We start from the raw sequence: 23,111 nt of genomic DNA on the forward strand, positions 1-23,111 counted from the left end.
GCGGGGGTTCGAATCCCGGAAACCTCCCAGTCGGTTCCGCCCGGTCCCCAGTCCGGCGCGGTCCGCCCGGGGAACCCGGAGCCGGTATGTTCAGTTCATGATCATGAGAGGCCGGGGGGCGGAAAGCGCTCTGGTGCACCGGCTGTTGGAGGGCGCCCGCGCGGGCATGAGCGGCGTGCTCGTCCTGCGCGGCGATGCCGGCATCGGCAAGACGGCCCTGCTGGACCACGCGGTCGCGTCGGCTTCGGGCCTGCAGGTCACGCGGGTCGCGGGCGTCGAGGCCGAGCAGGAGCTGGGTTTCGCGGCCGTGCACCGCGTCCTGCTGCCGTTCCTGGGTGCCCGGGCCGGGCTGCCCGGGCCGCAGCGTGCCGCGCTCGAAACGGCGTTCGGGATGGTGGGCGGTGCCGCGCCCGACCGGTTCCTGGTGGGGCTCGCCGCTCTCACCCTCCTCGCGGAGTCCGCCCGCGAGCGGCCGCTGCTGGTCGTGTGCGACGACGCCCAGTGGCTGGACCGGGAGTCCCTCGACGTCCTGGCCTTCGTGGGGCGCCGGCTCCACGCCGACGGCATCGTCGCTCTTTTCGCCCTGCGCGACGACGCGGCGGCGCCGCCGACACTGACCGGTCTGCCCGAACTCCGGCTCGGCCGGCTGCCGGAGAGCGATGCGCTGGCGCTGCTCATGGACCACGCCGACGGCGGGATCGACCAGGTCGTGGCCGAGCGGATCATCGCCGAGGCGGCCGGCAATCCGCTCGCCCTGCGCGAACTGGCCCAGGGGCCCCATGTCGTGGAGGCGGGGTTCGCCGAACCGCCGGCCCTCGGGCGGCGCCTGGAGGCACGGTTCCTGCGGCGGGTCCACGACATGCCGGTGCTGACCCGGACGGTGCTGCTGACGGCGGCCGCCGACGCGACCGGCGACCGGCACCTCGTACGGCGGGCGGTCCGGCACCGGATGGGGGCCGGCAACGACGACATAGCCGAGGCGTTCGAACAGGCCGAACGGGAGGAGCTGCTGACCGCCCGCCCCGCTCCCGGCGCCTCCGCGTTCCGTCACCCGCTGATCCGCTCGGCCGTGTACGGGGGCGCGTCGCGGGCCGAACGCCGTTCCGTGCATGCCGCTCTCGCCGCCGTGACCGACGCGCACGCCGAACCCGAACGGCACGCCTGGCATGCGGCCGCCGCCGCGGACGGCCCCGACGAGCAGGTCGCGTCCGCACTGCACGGCTGTGCCGAGCGGGCCAGGAACACCGGCGGCTACCTGGCTCAGGCCGCTTTCCTGCAGCGGGCCGCGGATCTCACCGACGACCCGGTCCAGCGGACCGCACGGCTGCTCGAGGCGTGTGCGGCGGCGCTCATGGCCGGCGCCCCGCACCGGGCCGAGGAGCTCCTCTCCCGGCTGCCGGCGCCGGGGCCTGCGATCCCCGTCCTGGGCGCCCATGCCGACCGGCTGGGCGGGCTGGCCCGCCTGATGCTGGGCGGGGACGGGGCGGTGCGCCTGCTCCTCGACGCCGCCCTGGTGCTCTCGGAGCACGACCCGGGAGCGGGCCGCGACACGCTGCTGGAGGCCTTCGACGCTGCGATGGTCGCTCCCCGCAGCGGCCCCGATGCCGGTGCCCTGCAGGTGGCCGGCGCCGCGCTCACCGCCGTCGCCTGCCGTACGGCCCCGGCGCCCGGTGCGGATGTTTGCGTTCCGGATCTTCTGCTGGACGGTCACGCCCGGCTGGTCGCCGTCGGCCACCGCGAGGCCGCGCCGTCCCTGCGGGCGGCGCTCGCGGCGATGAGGCTGCCCGGAGCGGAAGAGGGCGGAGCGGTCCGCTGGAGCCTGCTGGGGATGATCGCCGCCGTCGAGTTGTGGGACATCGACGCCCTGGGGGAATGCGGACGGCGGTACGCCGATGCCGCGCGCGGCCACGGGGCGCTGCGCATGCTCCAGATCAGTGCGCACGCCAACGCGACCTCGGAGGTGTTCCGCGGCAACCTGGCCGGTGCGGAAGCGCACTTCGCGGAGTTCAAGGACATCGCGGACGCGACCGGAGCCGATCCGCGCTTTTCCCACCCCACCGATGTGATGCTGCACGCCTGGCGCGGGGACGAGCCGGCGACCCTGTCGGCGGTGGCGGCGCAGCGGGAGCTGTATCCCGAGCTTCCCGGCGGGATTCAGGTGCAATTGGCCCGTGCGGCGCTGGTCGTGCTCGGGCTGGGCGGGCGCCGCTACCCGCAGGCCCAGGCCGCGGCCCAGGCGGTTCTCGACGACCCTCCGCCGCACTGCGGCGGGCTGAGCCTTCCCGGCCTGGTCGAGGCCGCCGTCCGCAACGGCGATCAGGGCGTGGCCCGCCGGGCCTTGGAGCTCCTCGCCGAGCGGGCCACGGCCAGCGGCACCCCGTGGGCGTCGGGCCTGCTGGCCCGCAGCCGCGCCCTCGTCGCCCCGGACAGCGAGGCGGAGGGCCTCTTCCAGGAGGCCGCCGCGCATCTGGCGCCGACGCCGCTCCTCACCGAGAAGGCGCACACGGACCTCCTGTACGGGGAGTGGCTGCGTCGGCAGCGCCGCAGGCACGACGCCCGAAGCCTGCTGCGGCGCGCCCACGGGCAGTTCACGTCGATGGGGGCGGCCGCCTTCGCCGAGCGGGCCCGTCTGGAACTGCGGGCCACGGGCGAGCAGGCGCGCAAGCGGGGCGCGGGGACCGAGCGGCACCTCACCCCGCAGGAGTTCCGGGTCGCGCGGATGGCAGCTCGTGGTGCCACCAATCAGGAGATCGCGACGGACTTGTTCATCAGTGCGAGCACGGTGGAGTACCACCTCGGCAAGGTCTTCCGGAAGCTCGGTGTCTCCTCCCGCCGGCAGTTGGCTGCGTCGCTGCCGCAGGAGTAGCCGCCGCAGGAGTGGCCACCGCAGGGGTGGCCGCCGCAGGGGTGGCCGCCGCTGCGGGGCGCCTACCGGGCGGGGTCGGCGAAGCGGCGGACGAAGTCGAGCGCGGTCTGCGCGACCTCGCGCCAGCCGTGGTCGATGGTGAGGGAGTGCCCTCGGCCCGCGATCTCGGTGATCTCGGTGACCGCGTGGGTGTTGCGGGCCTGCTTGCGGTACGAGGCGTCGGCGATGGCCCAGGGGACCGTGTGGTCCTTCTCCCCCGAGATGACCAGGAGCGGGCCCCGGTCCGCGGCGGTGGTGTCGACCTTCACCTCCGTCCACGGGTTCACGTTCGCGGCCGCCGCCTGGAAGAGCGGCCGGCCCGGGGCGGGTACCGCGAACGTCTCGTACAGCTGCCGGGCCTCCTGCTCGTCGACCGCGTTGGCGAACGCGTAGCGGAACTGCTCGTACGTCAGCGGTACCGCGCGGTGGTAGTTGGCCGGGTTGCCGAGGACCGCGCCGGCGGCGCGGAGGGAGGACAGCGGGAGCGGGAGCACGCCGCGGAAGGGCGCGGGGTCGATGGCGACCGAGGCTCTGGACAGGCCGCGCCCGGCGATGATCTGTGTGATCAGGCCGCCGAAGGAGTGGCCGATGACCACGGGTTTGCGGTCCAGTCCGCCGATGAGGTCGCAGAAGTGGTCGGCGACCTGCCCGACGCTCTTGCGCGCGAACGCCTCGGGGTGGGCGCCGGCCTCTGCGACGGTCTCCGGATCGTCGGGCCAGCCCGCGGTGACCGGCGCGAATCCGGCCTCCTCGAAGAGCGCCGCCCAGCGGTCCCAGCTGGTGGGCAGCAGCCAGAGGCCGTGGACGAACACGGCCGGCACGCGGCCGGTGGCGTTGGCGTCCTCGATGCGGGCCCGGTCGCGCGCCGGGGGTGTGGGGGAAGCGGGGCCTGCCATGGGTGTCTCCTTCGCGACGGGGGCGTCCGCGCGCACGGCAGTGCGGGCCGGGCCGGGGCGGTCAGCCGAAGCTATCCACGGCCGCTGGACGCCGATCGCCCCCTGGCGCCCGGGACGTGCCTCTCCGTGCACGGCGGCGGGCCGCCGAGGGCCGCGCGGGCGCACTCGGCCGCTCACCGCCGCCGCCCAGGCGGCGACGGCCGCCGTGAACCCGCGGATCAACGCGGTGGTGGAGAGCTGGCCCGCCGAGGACGCCCCGGCCCCGGGCAGCACGCCGCTCGCGGGCGTGCCGTTCCTCATCAAGGACCTGGCGGTCTCCATGCGGGGCAAGCGCGTCGAGCTGGGCAGCCGGCTGGCCGCCGGCAACGTGGCACGGCAGGACTCCTTCCTGATGCGGCGCTTCCGCCGGGCCGGCCTGGTGACGCTGGGCCGCACGGCCACGCCCGAATTCGGCTACAGCACCACTACGGAGCCGGTCCTGTACGGCGCCACCCGCAACCCCTGGCACCTCACCCGGACCCCCGGCGGCTCCAGCGGCGGGTCGGCCGCGGCCGTCGCCGCCGGCATCACCCCCCTCGCGCACGCCACCGACGCGGCCGGATCGATCCGGGTGCCGGCCGCCAGTACCGGGCTGTTCGGCCTCAAGCCCACCCGCGTCCGCGTCTCCCTGGGCCCGGACGCCGACGAGGTCTTCAGCGGCCTCGCCGTGCACGGCGGGCTCAGCCGGACCGTGCGCGACAGCGCGGCCCTCCTGGACCTGATGGCTCGCCGCGCAACTGGAGAAGGCCGCTCCCTGGGCAGAGCGCAGGCCCGCCGTATGGGCGGGCACGCACCGGCCCGCCTGATCCCCTGCCCGGGCCCCGCCCCGGCGTCGGGCGGGTACGGCCTGCTGCCGGTGCGCGGACACGGCCGGCGCGGCGGCACCGGGCGTGGGCGTGGCCGGGGTGGGGCGAGGGGGGTGCGTCGCGCGCCGAAGGGCTGGTCGGCACGGGTGAATCGTCATCTAAGATTCAAGCTGGCCGCGGGGCCGGGGCTCGTCGCTGTGTGCGGCGACCGCGGAAGGGCCAGGCCGGCCGGTCGATGAGAGCGGCCCGTGTCAGGGGTTCCGGTTCCGGTCCGGACGGGGACCATCTGACGCTGATCATGAAGCTCCCGGGGAATCGCGTGCCGTCGGCGTGCGTCTCAGTGGTGTGAGATGCCCAGCCCGCACGCCCACGCACATGAAGACCGCCGGGGAGAAGTGAGGTATGGCAGTGATCTGCGTCGGAGGCATGATCGGGATCGGCAAGACGAGTGTGGCCGAACTGCTCGCCAAGGAACTGGGCAGCGACGTCTTCTACGAGAGCGTCGACGACAATCCGATCCTTCCGCTCTTCTACACGGCGAGCCCCGAGGAGATCCAGGCGAGGCGCTACCCCTTCCTGCTCCAGCTCTACTTCCTGCAGACCCGGTTCGCCTCGATCAAGGAGGCGTACAAGCAGGGCGACAACGTCCTGGACCGGTCCATCTACGAGGACTGGTACTTCGCCAAGGTCAACCACGACCTGGGCCGGATCAGCTCCCTCGAGATGCAGGTGTACGAGGGCCTGCTGGGCGAGATGATGCGCGAGATCGACGGCCTGCCGTACCGCAAGGCCCCCGACCTCATGGTCTACCTCAAGGCGGACTTCGAGACGGTGCTGCACCGGATCGGCCTGCGGGGCCGCGACTTCGAGCAGGACGAGAGCCTCATCGAGTACTACCGCACCCTGTGGTCGGGCTACGACGACTGGGTGAACCTGCACTACTCGGCCAGCGAGGTCCTCGTCGTCGACATGAACCACACGGATGTCGTGCACAACCCCGACGACGCGGCCCGCGTGGTCCAGGAGGTCAAGGTCGCCCTGGCCGCGGTCAGGGCGAACGCCGCGACCGGCCTCTGACCGGGCAGGTCGTGGCCGCCTCCCCCGCGCGGGGGAGGCGGCCACGACCTGGGGACGATGCCCGGGCACCCGGCGGGTGGCGACGATCAAGGCACTGCCGTACACACGCCGGAATCGGAGCCTCACCATGCTGAAGTGGACCCTGCGCGCCACCGCCGTCCTCGCCGTCGCCGCCGCGATCGCCGCCCCCGTCGCCGTGCCCGCACCCGAAGCGACGCCCACCGCACCCTCTGCCGCCGTCACCGCCGCCGCGCCCGAGGCCGGGCTCGCCTCCCCCGCGAGCGGGACGACGGAGTGGGGCCACCCCGTCGCCCTCTAAGAGGCGGACCGGGGGGCCGCCGCCCGGGCCTGCGGGGCCGTTAATCGCTCGGTCCTCCGGCAAGTGCCGTGCAAGGATCCCGTCCATGCCGCCGACGCCCACCCTGACCGATCGACGCTCCCCCTGGGTCGTGTTCACTTCCCCGACCGACCCGTGGCTGGCGTCGGAAACGGCCGCGCTCGTGCAGCGCAACGGGCTGGTCCTGCGGCTGGACGGCCGGGAGATGCGGGATGCGGCGTCCGTCTTCCGCACGTTCGCCCGGGAGTTGTCGTTCCTCGGCTACTTCGGCCACAACTGGGACGCGCTCGTGGACTGCCTCCACGACTGGCACGGCTCCGGGCACGGCGATCAGGACCTCGCGATCCTGATCGACCACGCGGACGACCTGCTGATGTCGGACTTCCTCGGGCTGTTCGTGTCGGTCCTGGCCCAGGCTGCCTGGAACTCCAACCTCCGCCTGGACGCCGACGGCGAGCTCGACGAGTGGCGTCGGCCTATGGCCCAGCACTTCGTCTTCCTCCTGGACCACACCGCTCCCGTCGCCTTCGCGGAAGCGGCGGCCCGCGGCATGGACGTGGCGGTGGCGCTCTCGGACGGCCGCCTGCTCGTCACCCTGACCGACGTCGACTGGCCCGGTGGAGATCCCGCGTCCGCGCCCTGGACGGCCGGCCCGCTCTCCTTCGCGGATGAGGAGATCCTCAGCGGCATGAACGTCCAGGCCATCACGCTGTTCCGCGAGCACCTCGGCTGCTCGATCCACGAGGCCCTGGCCATCCTCCAGTCCCGCTCCGACCACCTGCGCCGAGGAGTTCCGGCTGGGCGAGGTGTCGGTGGCCGCGCCGGTGCGGGGCCCGGCGGGCCCTGAACGGGGAGGCGGGTGGGGTGTTGGGCCGTACGCGGCGGGTGGGTGCGCCCCCGCTCACCCCGTCGGGGGAACGGTCGGTGCTTCGCGTGGCGGGAGGTGGTCTACTGCGGCTCGACCAGCGGAAACCTTCGCAACAGGAGGCAGCATGAGCGACGTGGACCTCGACTTCGAACCGCCTGCGGAAGCCAGTGGGAGCGACACGTTCCCGATGCGGGCGGGGACCCTGCGCAGGAACGGCCATGTGCTCATGGACGGCTTTCCCTGCAGGCTCACCGACGTCTCGATCTCGAAGTCGGGTCAGCGCGGCCAGACCGAGGTGAACCTCACGGGGATCGACATCTTCACCGGCGAGAGGCACGAGGACATGCACCCCTGCGCCCACGACGTGCAGGTACCGGTGGTCGTCCTCACCGAGTACGTGCTGACCGGCATCGACGACGGGTACCTCTCGCTCGTGGGCGAGTCCACGGGCGAGGCCAGGGACGGCATCGCGCTGCCGGAGGGCACGCTCGGCCGGGACATCGAGAGCGACTTCGCCGCCGGCAGGGGCGTCCGCGTCGCCGTGACCCGCGCCATGGGCCGGGAAGCCGTCACCGGCCACCGCGCGGAGTAGCGAGCCCCGCGGCGGCCGGTGCGCAGCGGCCGGCTGCCGCGGCCCCCGCCGACCGGATCCTCAATCGGAACGCCTCGACCGCCGCCCGCCCGGGCGGATGGGCGGGCGGGCGGTCAGTGGGTGCGGAGGGTGGCGGTGTACACGTCCGTACGGTTGCGGGGCGCGTCGGAGTGGGTCTCGGTCAGGACCGCCCGCACTCCCTTGCCGTCCGCTGCCAGGCCCTGGTAGTCGCCGAGGAAGTAGCCCCCGGCGAACGGCGCCTGCAGCCAGTCGAAGACCCGCGAGACCTGTCGTTCGCTCTGCCGCTCCGGGTCGCCGTGCGGCAGCGTGGCCAGCTGGTAGGCGGTGGGCAGGGTGGTGGTGTCGCCGGGCTCCAGGAAGCGCAGGTCGTAGTAGGTGAGTGCGACGGTGCCCCGTTCGTCGACCGCGATCGACGGGGAGAAGGCCGGCACGCCCGGGGGGCTGATCAGCTCGGGGCTCCCCCAGGTGCGTCCGCCGTCGGTGGAGCGCACGAGCTGGACGGAGTCGAAGTCGCCGCCGGAGAAGTCCGAGCCTTCGTAGGCCATGTACAGGGTTCCGGTCTTCGGGTCGACGGCCGGGCTGGGCAGGGTGGATGCGGCGCGCAGTGCCTTGGCGGGGTCGTTGGGGTGGACCTCCGGTACGGAGGTGTCCCGGGCGACGGTGGTCGGGGCGCTCCAGGTCCGGCCGGCGTCGGTCGAGGTGACCATCGCGTAGTGGGCTTCGGTGACGGTGCTCAGGTCGTCGGAGTAGGTGATCCGGTCGAAGAAGTCGTACAGGGTGCCGGTGCGGGGGTCGACGACGATCACGTGGCCGATGGTCTGGGTATTGGGCACGGCGGCGGTGTCGACGAACGGCCGGGCCTTGCTCCAGGTGCGGCCGCCGTCGCGGGTGAGGGAGATGTAGCCGGGGCCGTCGAGGGAGCTCGGGCCGGGCGGGTCGTTGTCCAGGCGGTTCCAGACCTGGTAGGCGGTGCCCTTGCGGATCGGGTCGGCGGTGAGGGAGGGCTTGTCGTTGAAGAACGGCTGCTCGTCGACGTGCGTGGTGGTGAGGTGGTGCCAGGTGCGGCCGCCGTCGCGGGAGGTGGCGGCCAGGAGGGCGCTGCGGGTGCTCCGGGTGAAGTCGACGCCTTCCCCACTGGCGTAGACGGTTCCGTCGGGGCCGGTGCTCACCCAGGGGTCGGTGGCCCGTTCGTAGTCGGCGCCGCCCGGGGCGCAGAGGCTGAACGGCAGCGTGCTGCGGTGGAAGGTGCGGCCGTCCGTGGTCCAGGAGGCGACCAGGCCGCGGGCGCCGCCGTCGTTCCAGCGGTCCTGCTGGTACACGGTGACCACGCGCTCGGGGTGGTTCGGGTCGACGGACAGGTACGGCTCGACCTCGGTGCCCGGGTAGACGACGCTGTCGGGGGACCTGGCGCCGATGGTGCAGTCCGCGTACGGGTCGCCGTGGGACACCCTGACCAGGGGTGCGCCGTCCGGGGCGGCGCCGGGGCCGGGGTTGCGGTCTGCGGTCGCGGGGGTCGCGGCGGTGACCGTGGCGAGCAGGAGCGCAGCAGCGGCGGCAGCGGCCAGGGGCGGGAAGGCGCGCATACGGGATCTCCTCCGGGCCTGGGCGGCCGTTCGGTGCGGGACCGTCGTGGTCGGCGGGCGGGGGTGGGGTGACGTGATGACTCGGCCTGGTGTTCTTCGGCGTCGTGGCCGGGGCCCTTGATGGGCCGAACGGCGTGCTCTTCCCCGGCGTCGCCGAGGTGCACGGCGGACGTGCTCGGGCGGACGCGCACGGGCGGGCCCTCCCCCGAACGGGCGCCTCGACGGGCACCCGCCTCCCGGCGGCCGGAGGATCGGTGCGGGGACACGCGACGGGGCGGATCACGGGAGCGGATCAAGGATGCCGAACACCGCCGGTTGCTCGAAGAGGACGCGCGTCGTGGTGCTGACGGGCGTGCTGGCCCTTGCCGGGGTCGTCGTGACGGGGTGCGGCGGCGGGGCGCGCGACGGCGGGCAGGTGCCCGGGGCGGGGCCGCACCCGCAGGCGGCGCGCTCGGGCCGGGTCAGCGTCGTCTACGAGACCGGTACGGTCGCACCGCAGGACCGGCAGGTCGTGGCGCTGATCCGGAAGTCCGGGGTGCTGGAGCGGTCGGCCGACTGGGTGAACAGGACGCTCGCCCTCCCGCACGACCTGGTCGTGAAGGTCACCGCCGACGTGCCGCGCGGCGTCACCGACGCCGTCACCCAGCCCGACGGCAGGACGATCTTCGTCCCGCCGCCGTTCCTGGCCGAGATCGAGAAGGCCTTCGCCGATGTCGTGAAGACCGTCGAGCGGCCCGTGCCGTTGACGGCGTCGCAGTACAACACCGACGACCTGACCGTGCTGTCGACGGAGTTCATCTTCGGCCACGAGATGGGCCATGCGCTGCAGCGCCAGTTGCTGCTGGCCAACCTCGGCCTCGAAGAGGACGCCGCCGACGGCTTCGCGTCCTTCTACACCGTCAACGAGGTCGGGCCGGGGCCGTCGCTGGCCGCCGCGGTCCTCTTCGACGAGATCGCCCGCAAGGAGGGCCGGCCGACCCTGGAGGGCATGTCGAGCGACCACCCGGTCACCCAGCAGCGGGCCTACAACTTCCTGTGCTACCTGTACGGCAGCGACCCGAAGAAGTACCAGCGGTCCCTGGTCGACAGCGGCTATCTCCCGAAGACCCGCGCCCCCTTGTGCCCGCAGGCGTGGGCGATGCTGGACTACGGCTGGTGGACCCAGCTCCAGCCGCACTTCAGCCCGGCGTTCAAGGCCCGGGGTGACGGGGAGCAGAAGAAGGCGCATGCGCGGCTGGTGGCGGAGACGCAGGCCCTGGCGGAGCGGATCGACGAGATCCGCAGCAGCCAATGAGCCGGTCCCGCCCATGAGACCGTCCGCCGCCGGCCGGTGGCCGGCCCTGTGGGCGGGGCGCGACGCGCCGGTGCCGGACGGGCGCCTGGCACACGACGCGGCGGCCACTTCCCGGCGCGCAAGAGGCCGACCAGCAGCCCGTACGGCTCGCCGCGCGCGGGGTCCGTCGGGTGCGGCTCGTCGACCATCGTGCGCAGCCGGGCCTCCAGGGCCCGCGCCTCGGCACCGGTGAGCCAGAGGTGGCGCAGGACGGTGTGCGAGGCCCTGGCCGGGCGGGCTCGGCAGCGTCTCTGCGAGGGCTGCGTTGATCAGGAACTCCGGGCCGACCGCCGCGTCCTGGTGCAGTGTGAAGCCTCTGCCGACCAGGGCGGAGTACTGCTCGGTGCCGCCGCGTACCCGGCGGGTCTCGGCCAGGCGGACCAGGCCCGCCTCGCGCAGCACGCGCACGTGGTGGCCGATGGTGCCCTTGCTCATCTCCAGCACCTGGGCGAGCTGGCCGCAAAGGCGCAGGAGGCCCAGGGCGAGGAGCTGTTCGCGACCGCCGTGCTCATCGAGTACGACAGCCTGGCGCACCGGGTGCCGGTGACCGACCACGGGCACGTCGAGCCGGTCCTCATCTCCCGCGGCGAGGTACGGGTCCTGAGCGGCCTGCCGGCGCTGCCGCTGGGCCTGGGCGGCCTGGCCGAGACCGGCACGGCTGCGGTGTGGCGCCACCGGTTCGCCCGGGGCGACATCCTGCTGCTGGTCACTGGCGGGCTGGTGGAGCCCCGCGACACCGACGGCGACTTCTACCCGCTGGTGAACCGCCTGCGCCACCGGTTCGCGGACCGCCCCGCCCCCGGACCCGCCGACGTCATCAACTTCCTCGACACCGACCTCCCCCGCCACACCCGCCTCCACGACGATGTCGCGATGATGGGCGGCGGCGGGCACCGCAACGGTGGCCGGCGGATCCCCGGGGGTGAGCAGTGGTCGAGGTCGCACAGCACGGTGCGTTCGGCGTGAACAGTGTCGGCATGGAGGGCCGGCCGTTCCCGTTGGGCTTCAGCGTCCGCGAGGGCGGGGCGGGGGTGTGGCGGGTGGCCGCCTGCGCGGCGCAGGCGGGCGAGTTGGCCGACCTGCTCGTCGCCGCGGCCACGGCGAACGGCGCGGTCGCGGTGGTGTCGCTGGAGACCAACTCCTACCTGGACGAGGACTGGCGGCCGTTGCCGCCCTCGCTGATCGCGGCCGACCTCGGCGTGCCGTGCACGGTCCACCCCCTGGGGTCCTGGGCGTCCGGCACGCACGGACTCGCGGAGGAGCTCCTGGTGATGGACCGCGCTCTCCTGCCCCGTTTCCTCGACGGCACCTGGTCGCCGTACGAACTGTCCCTGATCGACGTGCCCGCCGACGTGACCGCGGACCGGCTCGACGAGGTCGCCCTCGTACTCGGCACGGCCCGCGGCGACGAGCCGCTCCTGAGCCGTCTAGAAGACTCCCGGGTCTGGTTCTCGGGCCACGACGACTGCTACGTGCTGCTGGAGACCCGCGATCCCGCCCTGCCGGCCGCGGTCCTGGCGCGGCTGCTGGCCCTGCTGGCCGGCTCCGCCCTCACCGGCCTCCCCGGCCTCGCCGAGGGGCCCTCGGTGCGCGTTCCCGAGCCCGGGCCCGGGCCGGCCGAGCAGCTGATCGCCGCCGCACCCCATTGGATCGGGGCGCTGGGTGAAGTCACCGAGGACCGGGTGATCATCGGGCTGGCCGCCCTGCCGCGGCCGTGGCGGCTGGACGTTGCGTTCCCGCAGCGGGCCGACTTCACGGCGACCCTCGACGTACGCAGCGGCACATGGCGGATCACGCCCGCGGAGTAGGAGGCGTGGGCCCCCGGGGGGGGGGCGGCGGGCCGTGCGGGATTCTCGGAACGCGGGCCCGCCACCGCGCCCCACGCCAAGGAGGCCTGATCATGCAGCTCACCGTTCTCGGTGCCACGGGCCCCATCGGCCGGCAGGTGCTCCGGCAGGCCCTCGCGGCCGGGCACCGGGTCACCGCACTGGTCCGTGACCCGGCCCGGCTGCCGGAGCGCGGTGACGCGCGCGTCACCGTCGCCATCGGCGACGCCGCCTGCGCTGCGGACGTCGAGGAGGCGGCCCGGGGCAGCCAGGCCCTGATCTGCGCCCTGGGACCGGGCAAGGACTACAGGTCCGCTCTCGCCACCCGCACCGCCGGGCCCGTGCTGGAGGCCATGGCCGCAGCCGGCGTGACGCGCCTGGTCTGGCTCTCGGCCCTCGGCTCGGGCACCACCGTTCGCGTCCGGCGCGATGCGCACGCGGACGTCCCGGAAGCCGAAACGCGGGGTGGCGCGCGGCGGTTCGCCCGTCACGGTCGCGGTCCAGCCGTCCCGGCCGGGTATGCGGAAGACGCCCGGCCGGGAGGTCCCGGCCGGGCGTCTATTCGTGTGCGTCGGCTGCCCGCTGGTGGCTTAGTACCAGTGGTGGGTCTGCCAGAAGTTCCAGGCGCCGACGGGGCTGCCGTAGCGCTCGTTCATGTAGTCCAGGCCCCACTTGATCTGGGTGGCCGGGTTGGTCTTCCAGTCGGCGCCCGCGGAGGACATCTTCGAGGCCGGCAGGGCCTGGACCAGGCCGTACGCGCCGGAGGAGGCGTTCGTGGCGGTGTGGTTCCAGCCGCTCTCGCGGGAAACGATGTTGTTGAAGGCCGCGAACTGCGCCGGGTCCTTGATCATCTGCTGGGCGATCGCCTTGGCGCTCGTCGGGGCCGCCTGGGCGGGAACCGTGGCGAGCATGGAGCCGGCGACACCGAGGGCGACGACGGTGCCCGCGAGGGCCTTCTTGGAGGCGGCGATGCGGCGGATGACGGAGTTGGACACGGAGATACCTTCCACAGGGGACAAGGGCGGTCGCGGCATGCCTGCGGCATGCGTGAGCCACTCACGCGGTGGAGAGGGGTTCGTCGGCGGCGGGGAGGACCCGTGCCGCCCGGCGACTCATCCAGTTCTACAGACGCCCCGACCCCCTGGCAACGACCGCCATTACTAGGGGGCTTCGCAGTCGGGGACCGTCGGCCCCGCCGGGGGCGGGACGGTGTTCGTGCAGGTGGGAGCGGGATGGGAGGGGCCGCAGCGGTGCCTTCGGGGCTACTATCGCGCTTCGTGTGTGACGTGAGTCCTATGGGGCGGGTCACGACCGGGACGCCCGGATCTCACCGAATGTCACCGGACGTACCCCTTTGAGGGACCGGGGCAGATGTCCGTATTGCGGTGGATTCGAAGGAAATGAGCGGTCTGGGGCTGTCTTCCTTGCCCGCCGCGGCACCGGCCCGGGGCCAGGGCCGGCGGGAGCGGGCCTGCGCCGCCGGTACGCCGGTACGCCGTCTCCGTGGGCGGGCCGCCCGGGAACGCGGGGCGCGGATCGGGGCGGGCGGGGCGGCGCCGGCCTCGGTGAGGGCGTAGTCGACGCGGGGCGGGGCCTCGGCGGCGCGGCGGCGGTGCACCGGGGCGCGGGACGGGGCGCGGGACGGGATGCGGGACGGGGGTTCCGCGGAGGTCCGAGCCCCGCCTGAGGTGGTGCGTCCGGAGGGCGGGGGTCCTCTTGGGGGTTTTTGCCGTTTTCGGTCAATGAGGGTGGGGTTTCTGGTCGTTTGCGGGCGGATGGTCCGGGTTCCGGGGCGGCGGCGCCTCAGGCTGGAGGCACGTGACCGAGACGTGCGGGGGGAAGCGGACCATGGCGGTACGTACGAGGGTGCGCGGGGGCTGTGTCGTGGCGGGGGCCGCGGTACTGGCCGTCGCAGTGGCGTCGGGCCCGGCCGCGGGCGCCGACCAGTGGCGGCCGCGGCCGGGGAGCCTGTACATCTCCGACCTGCCCACGACCGAGTCGTGGCGGGCCGCGCCGATCGCGCGGGGGTGGGGCGACTCGTACGACGCGTGCCTGGAGGGGTGGCCGGAAGGGCGGCCCGAGGTGAACGTGTGGCACCGGGATTTCACCACCGCCGAGACCGCCTTCGCCCAGCAGAAGGTGGTGGTCTTCGCCACCGAGGCCGAGGCGGTCGCGTTCGCGGAGGCGACCCGGCACAACTACGCCGGCTGCGCGAACCGGCCGCAGCCGCCGGGGGTGACCGCGACCGGCTACGACCACGGGGTGGTGGACGTGGAGGAGGGAGCGACCCTCCAGGGCATGTACACCTTCGATGCGGACGCCCATGAGCGCCCCCACTTCAACTACCTGTGGGGCGTGGGCCGCGACGGGGACACCGTCACGCTGGTGCTGTGGTCGAGCTATTGGGGCGAGCCGCCCGTGGCCTCCTGGAAGAAGACGCTGCGTACCGCGGTGAACAAGCTGTACTAGACCTCCCCGGGCCGGGCGCGTGTGCGCGGCGGGGGCGGGGTGGCGGCGGTAGGGTGCGGGCCGTGTCCGAGCAGCAGCGTGATCTCGCCGGGTACGGCGCCGAGCCGCCGCGTGCGGCGTGGCCCGGGGGTGCCCGCGTCGCCGTCAGCCTCGTGCTGAACTACGAGGAGGGCGGGGAGCAGAACGTCCTGGAGGGCGACCGCGCCTCGGAGGGGTACCTCCACGAGATCGTGGGTGCGCCGCCCGTGACGGGCGGGCGCGACCTGAACGTGGAGTCGATGTTCGCCTACGGCTCGCGCGCCGGTTTCTGGCGCATCCACCGCACGCTGGCGGCGCACGGTGCGCCGCTGACCGTCCACGCCGTGGGGCAGGCCCTGGAGCGCAACCCCGACGCGGCGCGCGCGATGGGCGCAGCCGGCTGGGAGGTGGCGGGCCACGGGTGGCGGTGGATCGACTACCGGCACGTGCCCGAGGACGTCGAGCGGGCCGACATCGCGCGCACGGCCGCGGTGATCGGGCGGCTCGCCGGGCGCCGGCCGGTGGGCTGGTACACCGGCCGGACCAGCGCGAACACCAGGCGGCTGGTCGCCGGGGAGGGCGGTTTCCTCTACGACAGCGACGACTACTCCGACGACCTGCCGTTCTACGTCGAGGCGGGCGGCCGCCCGCACCTGGTGGTGCCGTACAGCCTCGACGCGAACGACTTCAAGTTCCTGATCGTCCACGGTTTCACGACCGCCGAGGACATGCTCGCCTACCTCGTCGACACCTTCGAGACGCTCCGCGCAGAGGGCGCGGACCGGCCGCGCATGATGAGCGTCGGCCTGCACTGCCGGATCATCGGGCGGCCCGGGCGGATCCGCGCGCTCGACGGGTTCTTGAAGCACGTCGCGCAGCGGGGCGGGGCGTGGGTCGCCACGCGGGAGGAGATCGCACGGCACTGGCTGGCCACGCACCCGCCCGCAGGCTGAACCGTGTGCGTGTGCGCTTAGGATGCCGGGCGGGCGGGGCCGTAGCGCAGAGGTCGTCGCGCGCGGTCTCCAAAACCGTGAGGACGCCGGTTCGAATCCGGCCGGCTCCGCCTCCCGTAGCCGCCGCGAAGCCCCCGTCGGATCCCGGTGGGATCCGGCAGGGGCTGATCGGCTGCGGTCTTGCGTACCGTGCGCTCAGTGCCGGGTGCGCAGAGCCATGGCGCGGGGTCCCGGTGCGGTTCAGCCTTCCTCGGTGGAGGCCGAGGCCGTCTCCTGCTGCGGAGCGGACTCCTGGGCGGGCGCGGACTCCTGCTCCGGGGCCGACTCGGGCTTGGTCTCGGGCGCGGTCTCCGGCGCGGTCTCCGGCTTCGTCTCCGGCTTCGTCTCCGGCGCGGTCTCCGGCTTCGTCTCCGGCGCGGTCTCCGGCTTGGTCTCGGGCTTCGTCTCGGGGGTCTGGACCTTGTCGGGGTTCTCCTTGTCCACGACCACCGGGTCCGGCTTCGGGGCCGGCTTGGTCTCGGGGGCCGGGGCGGGCTTGTCGGCCTTGTGCTCGCAGTAGACCTTGCCCTGGTAGAACTTGCAGCCCGGCATGTTCTCCACGTCGCGGACCTTGTTCTTCTTGCCCTTGCCGTGCTTCTTCTCGTTCTTCTTGCCCTTGCTGTGCTTCTTGTTCTTGTTCTCCCACTTGTCCTTCTTGTTCTTGCCCTCGCTCTCGTGACCGCTCTTCGCCTGGGCAGCGACCGAGGTCGTACCGGCCGCTGCCGGGGCGGCGAAAGCACTGGTGGGAACCAGCACGCCCCCTCCGACGATCGCGGCCGAGACGGCGTACATCGCGAAACGCTGCTTACGGGAGGTGGTACGGAACATGGGAATGACTCCAAAGAAGAGGCGGGGGGAAGATCGGATCCAGAGAACTTGGGGCGAAATGTCCGGTTTGTTCTCTGGTTAAAAGACTGACTCCCGGACTTCATGAAGCTGTCCGCCGACTGTCACAGGCGCGTGACAGGCGGCGCGGCTCCCCCATCCGGGCCCCCTCCGGTCCCCCATCGGCCCGCCCCCGGCATGGCGCCGGGGCCCGCGGCGGCGCGCGGCGGATGCCGGTGGCGATGCCTCCGACCCTGCAGGAGGGGCCCGTGCACGACCCCAGCCCTCGAATCCCGATGCCGGGCACCCGCAGCGGCTGCGAGGGCATCGGCAGGTACGAGGTCATCCGCACCAGGGCGGCCGTGGCGGAGCCGGCCGGCAGCGACGCCGCCGCGCTGGCGTACGCGCGGAGAGCCGGCGGGAGAAGGCCGTCGCCGACTGCCTGGCGTCCACGACGACCCTGTGGCTGCCCCTGTACGGGGTCGGGGCGGCCGTGCTGGTGGGCGCGGGGGCGTGGTACTGCGACCGGAACCGGGCCGGGAGGCGCTCCCGGCCCGGTTCCTCCCCGCAGGAGCCGGTGGACACGGCGAGCGCGGAGGGCCGGTCCGGCGCAGGTCCGGCGCGGCGGTACGGCACGCCCCCGCGCCCCCGCTCCGCGTACGGCGTGGCGGTCAGTCGGCCAGGGGGACGGCGATGTCGCAGGCCGGGTCGGCCGGGCCGATCTCGGACCAGTCCACGAAGTAGACCTCGCGGGGCGCCGCCGTCGTGGTGCGGGCCTCGCGCTGCGCCCACGCGTAGACCGCGTCGTAGGCGGAGAGGATCTGCGGGTAGGCCGTCTGCGCCTTGGTGAGGCGGGTGTAGGCCTGTGTGTGGGCCGGTTCGGTGCGGGAGGCCGCCGGGAGCCGGCCGGCGCGGGCCGGGTCCACCGGGACGCAGAGCTCCACGGGGCCGTCGCTGTCCTCGTTGACCTCCCCGTGGTAGACGACGAACGGGTCACCGAAGAAGCCCCCGTGCGCCTCTGCCACCGGGGCCAGCCGGCCCAGGGCGGCCGGTATCCAGTCGGGCAGCTCCTCCGGGGTGATGTGCCGCTGTTCCGTGAGGACCAGCTGCTGCGGCACCTCGCGCTCCTGGATCTCGTACATGTCCGTACTCCCTTCGTCTCCGAGCAGGTGGATACGGAGGTGCGCCGCCAGCTCGCGCTGCGCCGCGTGGCGGCGCTCGACGCCGTCCCAGTACTCGGCCACCAGCCGGGCCGCCTCCGGGGCGGGGGCGGCCAGGACCGCGCCGACGTCGGCCAGCGGCATGTCCAGCCCGCGCAGCCGCACGATCAGCCGGGCGGCGGCGAGCCGGCCCTCCCGGTAGTACCGGTAGCCGGTGACGGCGTCGACGTGGTCGGGCGGCAGCAGGCCGTGGCGGTCGTAGAGGCGCAGGGCCTTGTGCGACAGCCGTGCCCGGCGGGCGAACGCGCCGATGCTGAGCAGTGCTTCTTCCTCCATGGCCGCTACGCTCCCCTCTCCCCCAGGGTCAGGGTCAACCGGGCGGGTTCAGCAGTCACCGGGGTTCGGGCGGACGGGATGCGGCAGGGGCCGGGGCCGGTCGTCGGGGAGGGTGTGGAGGAAGTCGCGGGCGAGGGTGCGGACGTCGTTCCAGGCGGGGTCGGCGGCCAGGGAGTCGGCCCACCGTGCGGTGCGGGCGGTGGCGTCGAGGGCGCCGGTGCGGCGGGCGATGGCCTGGAGGGTGTGCAGGTGCCCGGGGGTGAAGACCGCGCGGTCGGTGAGGCCTTCGGCGATGCTGCCGGCGAACTCGACCTCTTCGACGGCGGTTTGCACGGTGAGCCGGCGCTCGCCCAGCCAGGCCTGCTGGTCGGGGAGGTCGGCGGCGAGGAGGGCCAGGAGCCTGAGTGTCCAGGTCCGCCAGTGCTTGTCGTTGGGGTCCACCGGTGCAGGATCGCATCGCGTCCCCCCTGACCCGCGCCCGGGCCGGGGCCGGGGGCGCGGCTCGGCCGCTCGGCACGCGTCGGCGGGCGCCGACAGGTCCGCGGCGGCGATCAGGAGGTCGAGCAGGCCGGGCCGCACCGTGGTGCCGGGGACGGCTGCCAGGCCGATCAGGTAGGGCAGGGCGGCGGGCATCACGGCGCTCATGTGCAGGACGCCGTCCATCAGGACGATGCCCGGTACCCGCAGGGCTTCGGGGCCGGCCGTCTCGTCCAGGAGGCCGCGGAGCAGGGCCGGGACGCCGGCGGGGCACCCGGGAGCCCGTGGCCGGCCGCCCCGGGGCGTCTCCAGGGCGGGGTGGGCCGGAGTGCGCGCCGCGCTCACCGGGGCCGGGGACTTCCTGGTGGGGTCGGCGGCATCGGTGAGCAGGGCGGGCGGTCTATCCGGCGGTGGTGGTCAGGGCGGTGTGCAGGCGGCGGGCCTGGGTGGCCAGTTGGGAGGTGCCCTTGCGGGCGGCGGCCGGGGCCAGGCCCTCGGGCGGCGGGCCGCCGGGGCGGCAGTGCTCCGCGCAGTCGGCGGCCACGGCGAGGAGTTCGCCCGCGCCGCGGGCCGGGCCGTCGGTGAGGACGGCGGGCAGGGCTCCGGCCAGGAACGCCCAGGTCGTCGCGTACGCTCCGGTGGCCGCGGCCGTGCGGGCGGCGTCGGCCAGCCGGTTGGGTTTGACGGTGCCCAGGCTCAGGAGTTCGGCCAGGTCGCGCCCGAGGAGGGCGGTGTCCAGTTCCCGGCGTGCGGCCAGGACGAGGAGTGCGTCGACCGCGGCGAGGCGGTCCTCGGCGTGGCGGGCTCCGAGTCCGGTGGCCACGGCGAGGTGCAGTGCGGGGCCGGCGGGGCCGCCCAGTTCGGCGAGCCGGGAGAGGACTTCGCCCGCACCGCGGTCCTCGTCGATGGCGCATTCGGTCAGGTCGGGCAGCAGCCACACGGCCTGCGTCTCGCGGTCCTGCGGCAGGACCGCGAGGTGTGCGAGCTCCTGGCCGCGCCAGTGCCAGCAGTGCGGGCTGCCGGTGCGGGGGCGGCCGAGCGGGTGGAAGACGGGCGGGAACTCCTTCTGGATGACGGGGTGTTCGGGGACCTCCAGCACGATGCGGCGCACGGTCAGCCGTTCGGCGCCCCACCAGGTGCGCGGGCCGCGGTCCCGATCGCTGACGTGGCGGGTGTGGGGTGCCGGTTCGCCGTCGGCGGTGAGCCAGGCGGCCAGGCGCCGCCCCTCGGGGGTGGCGAGGGCGTCGGCCGCGGCAGCGGCCTGGGGGTCGCGCCGTACGCGCAGCAGGGCCTGGGCGAAGTCGGCGGGGGCGGGTTCGGCGCCCTGGCGGGCGTAGGCGGTCAGGCGGGTGATGAGGTCGTGCGGTTCGAGGGTGCCGCAGTCCCAGGTGGGGGTGGCCAGCAGGAACGGGAGGGGGTCGGTGAGCAGGCGCAGGGCGGCTTCGCGGGCCCGGGCGGTGGTGACGCGCTGGAGGGCGTCGTGGATGCAGTGCTGTCCGAAGCCCCTGCCGTTGATGGGGCGCCGGGGTGAGAGGTCGGCGGGGTCGAGGCGGCCGAGGACGGCGGCGGCGAGGAGTTCGGGGGCCGAGAGGTGGGCGGGGTCGGCGTGGCCGGCGTCTTCGCGTGCCCAGTGGCGGTCGGCCAGGGCCGGGCGCAGTGCGGCGGCCAGGGCGGTCCGGTCCTGGTGTGCGTGGCGGACCAGGAGGTCGAGGGCGGTCTCGGTCTCCTCGGCGGTCGGTGCGTTGGTCTTGGCGAGGGCGGCGACGAGTTCGACGGTCCGGGCGATGGGCTGGCCGGCGGTGGTGAGGGGGCGGCGGGCGGGTGCGGCGGGGAGGGTCTCCTCGTAGCCGTCGGTGCCTGTGCCGCCGGCGGGGTCGGCGATGGTTCCGAGCAGGGCGGCGGCCGTGCGCCGCAGGGCGGGGCCGAGCTGTTCGGCGTCGAAGGCGAGGTCGGCGCGCAGGGCGTCGTCGTCGGGGCGCAGGTGGGTGGCGACGAGTTTGAGTGCTTTCTCCTGCAGGGCGGTGTCGGGGTGGCCGAAGGCGGCGGCGGTGGCGGGCAGCAGGGTGAAGCGGTCCTCCCGGTCGCGGCGCAGGGCCTTGCCGAGCAGGACGAGCTGGGCGCGGACGAGTTTCTTCTCGGGGCGGAAGAGGACGGACTGCGACATCTCGGCGAGGCGTTCGGCGGGGAGTCGGCCGGCTTCGAAGAGCGCGGTGAGGGTCTGCTGGGCGCGGCCGGCGGTGGGTGAGGGTGCGTCGGCGGCCAGGGCGATCCAGTCCGCGGTGTGCTCGGCGCGTTCGTCGGCGGTGAGGTCGAGGACGTCGAGGAGGTCGGTGTAGAAGGCGAGGTGGCCGGTGCGGCCGCCGCGCAGCAGGCGGTTGACGGTGCCGGTGAGGAGGGCGCGGCGCTCCACGGTGCCTTCGGTGGCCAGGTGGGCGAGTTCGGCGGGCCAGCGGCCGGGGGTTTGGGGGTCGTCGTACCAGGTGAGGGAGGGGGCGGGTTCGGCGGTTTCGAACAGGCGGGGTACGAGTTCGGCGGTGTAGGGGTCTTCGCGCAGGGCGACCCGCAGGGGACGGGGGCGGGGGCGGGGGCGGCGTCCGGTACTGCTGCTGGTCGTGGTGGTGGTGGTGTCGGTGCCGGTGGTGGTCGCCCGGGCCCAGGCGTGGACGAAGCCGTCGGTGGTGGGGGCGGGGGCTTCGGTGCCTTCCAGGAGGGCGCGGATGAGGGGGTAGTCGTCCTCGACGGTGGCGGTGCGGGCGGCGAGGCGGTGGGCGACGTCGGCGCGCCAGGCGGGGTCGCGGGCGGCGAGGAGCGCGGCCAGCCGGGCGGTGTCGCGGGTGCGGCCGTCGCGCAGGTCGCGGGCGGCGATCCAGGAGGCGGCGGCGGCCGGGCCGGTGTGGCAGGCGGCTCCGGCGAGGTGCAGGGCGCGCAGGGTGGGCTCGGCGTCCCAGCGGCGGCTCCAGTCCCAGGTGCGTATCTCGCGCCGCAGGGTGGTCAGTTCGGGCAGGAGGGCGCGGCGTTCGCCGGCGGTGAGGGGGGTGATCAGGGTGGTGACCAGGTCGCAGCGGCCGGTGCGGACGGCGTCGAGGAGGGTGTTCATCGGGTGTCTCCGGCAGCAGCGGTGGTGGTGTCGGCGTTGGTGGTGAGGGAGGGGGTGGCGGTGGTGGTCCGTTCGCGGTGGGCCATGCGGACGGCGAGGGCGTGTTTGCAGGGGCCGCGGCGGCCGCGGTAGTCGGCCCACCACTGGCAGGTGCAGCTCAGGACGCCGCCGGGGGCTTCGCGGACCTGGTAGCGGCGCTCGCCGGAGCGGACGGTCGCGGTGCCCGACCCGGTGGTGGCGGGGGTGTGGAGGTGGACCGCGCCGTCGGCGAGGAGGGTGCGGGCGGCGGTGAGGCGGGGGTTGCGGGCTTCGGCTCGGTGGGCGTCGTAGGGCAGTTCGCGGTGGAAGTAGGCGGCGTCCGCGGCGTCGTAGCCGACGCGGCCGGCGGTGCCGAGCCGGGTCAGGGCGGCGCGTACGCGCTGCGGGCTCAGTCCGCTCTGGGCGGCGAGGTCGGCGATGTCGATGCGCGGTTCCCAGGAGAGCAGCACGGACACCAGGTCGGCGTCGGCGGCGGCCTCGTCGCCGGCCAGTGCCTCCAGGACGGCGCCCTCGCCGGAGAACCCGCGGCTGGGCTCCGGGGAGAGGGTGAGGGTCAGGCGCATGCCGGGCATGGCGACCTCCCAGGCGGCGGCGGTGGCGGCGCCGTCGTGGCCGGCGGGCCCGTACACGCGCAGTGCGGTGGCGTGCCGCAGCACCCGCTGCAGGGCGGTGAGTCGCTCGGGGCCGGGCAGGCAGACGGCGCCGGGGACGGGGCGGGTGGTGGGGCGCAGGGTGCGGCCGGCGGGGACCACCCACAGGGGTGCCCGGCTGCCCGGTCCGGTGCCGGTGGTGCGCGGGAGGGAGCGCAGGAAGCGTACGGCCTCGGCCGCGGACAACTCGGCGCGCAGGTCGAAGGCGGCGGTGATCACCTGGGATTCGGCGAAGCCGCGCAGCCAGCGGTCGGGCAGCGGGACCTTCTTCTCCACCACGGGTCCGTCCAGGGTGGTGACGGCCAGTTCGTCGGGGCCGACCCGCAGGTGGAGGGGTTCGTCGCCGCTGAGCCGGGACAGGGCTTCGCGCAGCGGGTTGTTGACGTCGACGTTGGTGGTGCCGTGGCCGGTGTCGGCGCCGTCGAGGCCTTCGGGGAGTACGTCGAGCCGGGCGTAGACCCCGCAGCAGCCGGAGAAGGACTCGAAGCGCAGCCGGTCGCCGCCGGCCGTGACGACCGGGTCGAGGGAGGCCCGCAGGGTGCGCTGGTAGTAGCGGGCTGCGGCGACGTCGGCGACGGCGAGCAGGCCCCGGGCGGCGGCCTGAGGCGAGCTCAGGAACCCGGCGAAGAACTGCGGGTGGGCCTCGCGGCCCACCGGGGTCAGCCCGCCGGAGGTCTCCAGTCCGAGGAGGCCGGCGCCGCCTTCGGTGGTGAGGGCGGACGGGCGTGCGTAGGCGAGTGCCTGGATGGATCGGCTCATGGGCGC

The 23,111-nt window shown here is 74.3% G+C and carries 18 protein-coding genes, 1 tRNA gene and 2 pseudogenes; 13 read left to right on the forward strand and 8 right to left on the reverse strand.

Going from position 1 to position 23,111, the window contains the following annotated elements; all coding sequences use genetic code 11:
- Positions 1-97 precede the first annotated feature (97 nt).
- Positions 98-2,866, forward strand: a complete 2,769-nt coding sequence (locus OHA91_RS00390; protein ID WP_328738249.1) for a helix-turn-helix transcriptional regulator — start codon at positions 98-100, stop codon at positions 2,864-2,866.
- Positions 2,867-2,928: 62 nt separating this feature from the next.
- Here OHA91_RS00390 and OHA91_RS00395 read toward each other — a convergent pair whose 3' ends face one another.
- Positions 2,929-3,801: an alpha/beta hydrolase gene (locus OHA91_RS00395; RefSeq protein ID WP_051893413.1), complete on the reverse strand. Its 873-nt coding sequence runs from the start codon at positions 3,799-3,801 to the stop codon at positions 2,929-2,931.
- A 172-nt stretch (positions 3,802-3,973) separates the two neighbouring features.
- Between OHA91_RS00395 and OHA91_RS00400 the strand changes: the two are divergent.
- The 5 genes and pseudogenes from OHA91_RS00400 to eif5A all read left to right on the forward strand — a co-directional run.
- A pseudogene (locus OHA91_RS00400) lies at positions 3,974-4,565 on the forward strand (amidase family protein); the annotation flags it as partial.
- A gap of 483 nt (positions 4,566-5,048) precedes the next feature.
- Positions 5,049-5,723: a deoxynucleoside kinase gene (locus OHA91_RS00405; protein WP_031154705.1), complete on the forward strand. Its 675-nt coding sequence runs from the start codon at positions 5,049-5,051 to the stop codon at positions 5,721-5,723.
- Between the two features lie 127 nt (positions 5,724-5,850).
- Positions 5,851-6,042 (forward strand): hypothetical protein, encoded by a 192-nt coding sequence (locus tag OHA91_RS00410; RefSeq protein ID WP_158714847.1) that lies wholly within the window; start codon positions 5,851-5,853, stop codon positions 6,040-6,042.
- Positions 6,043-6,127: 85 nt separating this feature from the next.
- The gene (locus OHA91_RS00415) at positions 6,128-6,907 is read left to right on the forward strand and encodes a barstar family protein (RefSeq protein WP_051893414.1); all 780 of its coding nucleotides are present in this window, start codon (positions 6,128-6,130) and stop codon (positions 6,905-6,907) included.
- Positions 6,908-7,052: 145 nt separating this feature from the next.
- A complete protein-coding gene (gene eif5A / locus OHA91_RS00420; protein ID WP_031154711.1) occupies positions 7,053-7,520 on the forward strand; it encodes a translation initiation factor IF-5A in 468 nt (155 codons plus the stop codon).
- Between the two features lie 113 nt (positions 7,521-7,633).
- Here eif5A and OHA91_RS00425 read toward each other — a convergent pair whose 3' ends face one another.
- A complete protein-coding gene (locus tag OHA91_RS00425; protein WP_051893415.1) occupies positions 7,634-9,124 on the reverse strand; it encodes a sialidase family protein in 1,491 nt (496 codons plus the stop codon).
- A gap of 298 nt (positions 9,125-9,422) precedes the next feature.
- Between OHA91_RS00425 and OHA91_RS00430 the strand changes: the two genes are divergently transcribed.
- From OHA91_RS00430 to OHA91_RS39785, 4 genes and pseudogenes are all read left to right on the forward strand, one after another.
- Positions 9,423-10,418 carry a DUF4344 domain-containing metallopeptidase gene (locus OHA91_RS00430; protein WP_328738250.1) on the forward strand — a complete coding sequence of 332 codons (996 nt, stop codon included), beginning with the start codon at positions 9,423-9,425 and terminating at the stop codon, positions 10,416-10,418.
- A gap of 483 nt (positions 10,419-10,901) precedes the next feature.
- Positions 10,902-11,423, forward strand: coding sequence for a SpoIIE family protein phosphatase (locus OHA91_RS00435; protein WP_408059222.1), 522 nt, complete (start codon positions 10,902-10,904; stop codon positions 11,421-11,423).
- The gene (locus OHA91_RS00440; protein WP_266505817.1) at positions 11,420-12,265 is read left to right on the forward strand and encodes a hypothetical protein; all 846 of its coding nucleotides are present in this window, start codon (positions 11,420-11,422) and stop codon (positions 12,263-12,265) included. The genes OHA91_RS00435 and OHA91_RS00440 overlap by 4 nt, the downstream gene beginning before the upstream one ends.
- A gap of 92 nt (positions 12,266-12,357) precedes the next feature.
- Positions 12,358-12,690: pseudogene (locus tag OHA91_RS39785) on the forward strand (NAD(P)-dependent oxidoreductase); the annotation flags it as partial.
- 183 nt (positions 12,691-12,873) lie between these two features.
- On the opposite strand, the gene OHA91_RS00445 reads toward OHA91_RS39785, so the two are convergent.
- Positions 12,874-13,278 (reverse strand): aggregation-promoting factor C-terminal-like domain-containing protein, encoded by a 405-nt coding sequence (locus OHA91_RS00445; protein ID WP_240804227.1) that lies wholly within the window; start codon positions 13,276-13,278, stop codon positions 12,874-12,876.
- An 853-nt stretch (positions 13,279-14,131) separates the two neighbouring features.
- On the opposite strand from OHA91_RS00445, the gene OHA91_RS00450 reads away from it, so the two are divergent.
- The 3 genes from OHA91_RS00450 to OHA91_RS00460 all read left to right on the forward strand — a co-directional run bounded on the left by OHA91_RS00450 (position 14,132) and on the right by OHA91_RS00460 (position 15,833).
- On the forward strand, positions 14,132-14,752 hold the full coding sequence (locus OHA91_RS00450; protein WP_328738252.1) for a hypothetical protein: 621 nt from the start codon (positions 14,132-14,134) through the stop codon (positions 14,750-14,752).
- A gap of 62 nt (positions 14,753-14,814) precedes the next feature.
- Positions 14,815-15,723: an allantoinase PuuE gene (gene puuE / locus OHA91_RS00455; RefSeq protein WP_031154725.1), complete on the forward strand. Its 909-nt coding sequence runs from the start codon at positions 14,815-14,817 to the stop codon at positions 15,721-15,723.
- A gap of 35 nt (positions 15,724-15,758) precedes the next feature.
- A tRNA-Trp gene (locus tag OHA91_RS00460) sits at positions 15,759-15,833 on the forward strand.
- 130 nt (positions 15,834-15,963) lie between these two features.
- Here the strand turns inward: OHA91_RS00460 and OHA91_RS00465 are convergent.
- The 5 genes from OHA91_RS00465 to OHA91_RS00485 all read right to left on the reverse strand — a co-directional run bounded on the left by OHA91_RS00465 (position 15,964) and on the right by OHA91_RS00485 (position 23,105).
- Positions 15,964-16,590, reverse strand: coding sequence for a hypothetical protein (locus tag OHA91_RS00465; protein ID WP_266505831.1), 627 nt, complete (start codon positions 16,588-16,590; stop codon positions 15,964-15,966).
- A 668-nt stretch (positions 16,591-17,258) separates the two neighbouring features.
- Complete coding sequence (locus OHA91_RS00470) at positions 17,259-18,083, reverse strand: MerR family transcriptional regulator (RefSeq protein WP_031154729.1); 825 nt, start codon at positions 18,081-18,083, stop codon at positions 17,259-17,261.
- A 48-nt stretch (positions 18,084-18,131) separates the two neighbouring features.
- Positions 18,132-18,905: a hypothetical protein gene (locus OHA91_RS00475; RefSeq protein ID WP_328738253.1), complete on the reverse strand. Its 774-nt coding sequence runs from the start codon at positions 18,903-18,905 to the stop codon at positions 18,132-18,134.
- Between the two features lie 55 nt (positions 18,906-18,960).
- Positions 18,961-21,657 (reverse strand): DUF6493 family protein, encoded by a 2,697-nt coding sequence (locus OHA91_RS00480; protein WP_328738254.1) that lies wholly within the window; start codon positions 21,655-21,657, stop codon positions 18,961-18,963.
- Positions 21,654-23,105: an SWIM zinc finger family protein gene (locus OHA91_RS00485; RefSeq protein WP_266505841.1), complete on the reverse strand. Its 1,452-nt coding sequence runs from the start codon at positions 23,103-23,105 to the stop codon at positions 21,654-21,656. Before OHA91_RS00485 ends, OHA91_RS00480 begins: the two co-directional genes overlap by 4 nt.
- Positions 23,106-23,111: the final 6 nt, after the last annotated feature.

The organism is Streptomyces erythrochromogenes, assembly GCF_036170895.1.
GTDB classification, from domain to species: Bacteria; Actinomycetota; Actinomycetes; order Streptomycetales; family Streptomycetaceae; genus Streptomyces; species Streptomyces erythrochromogenes.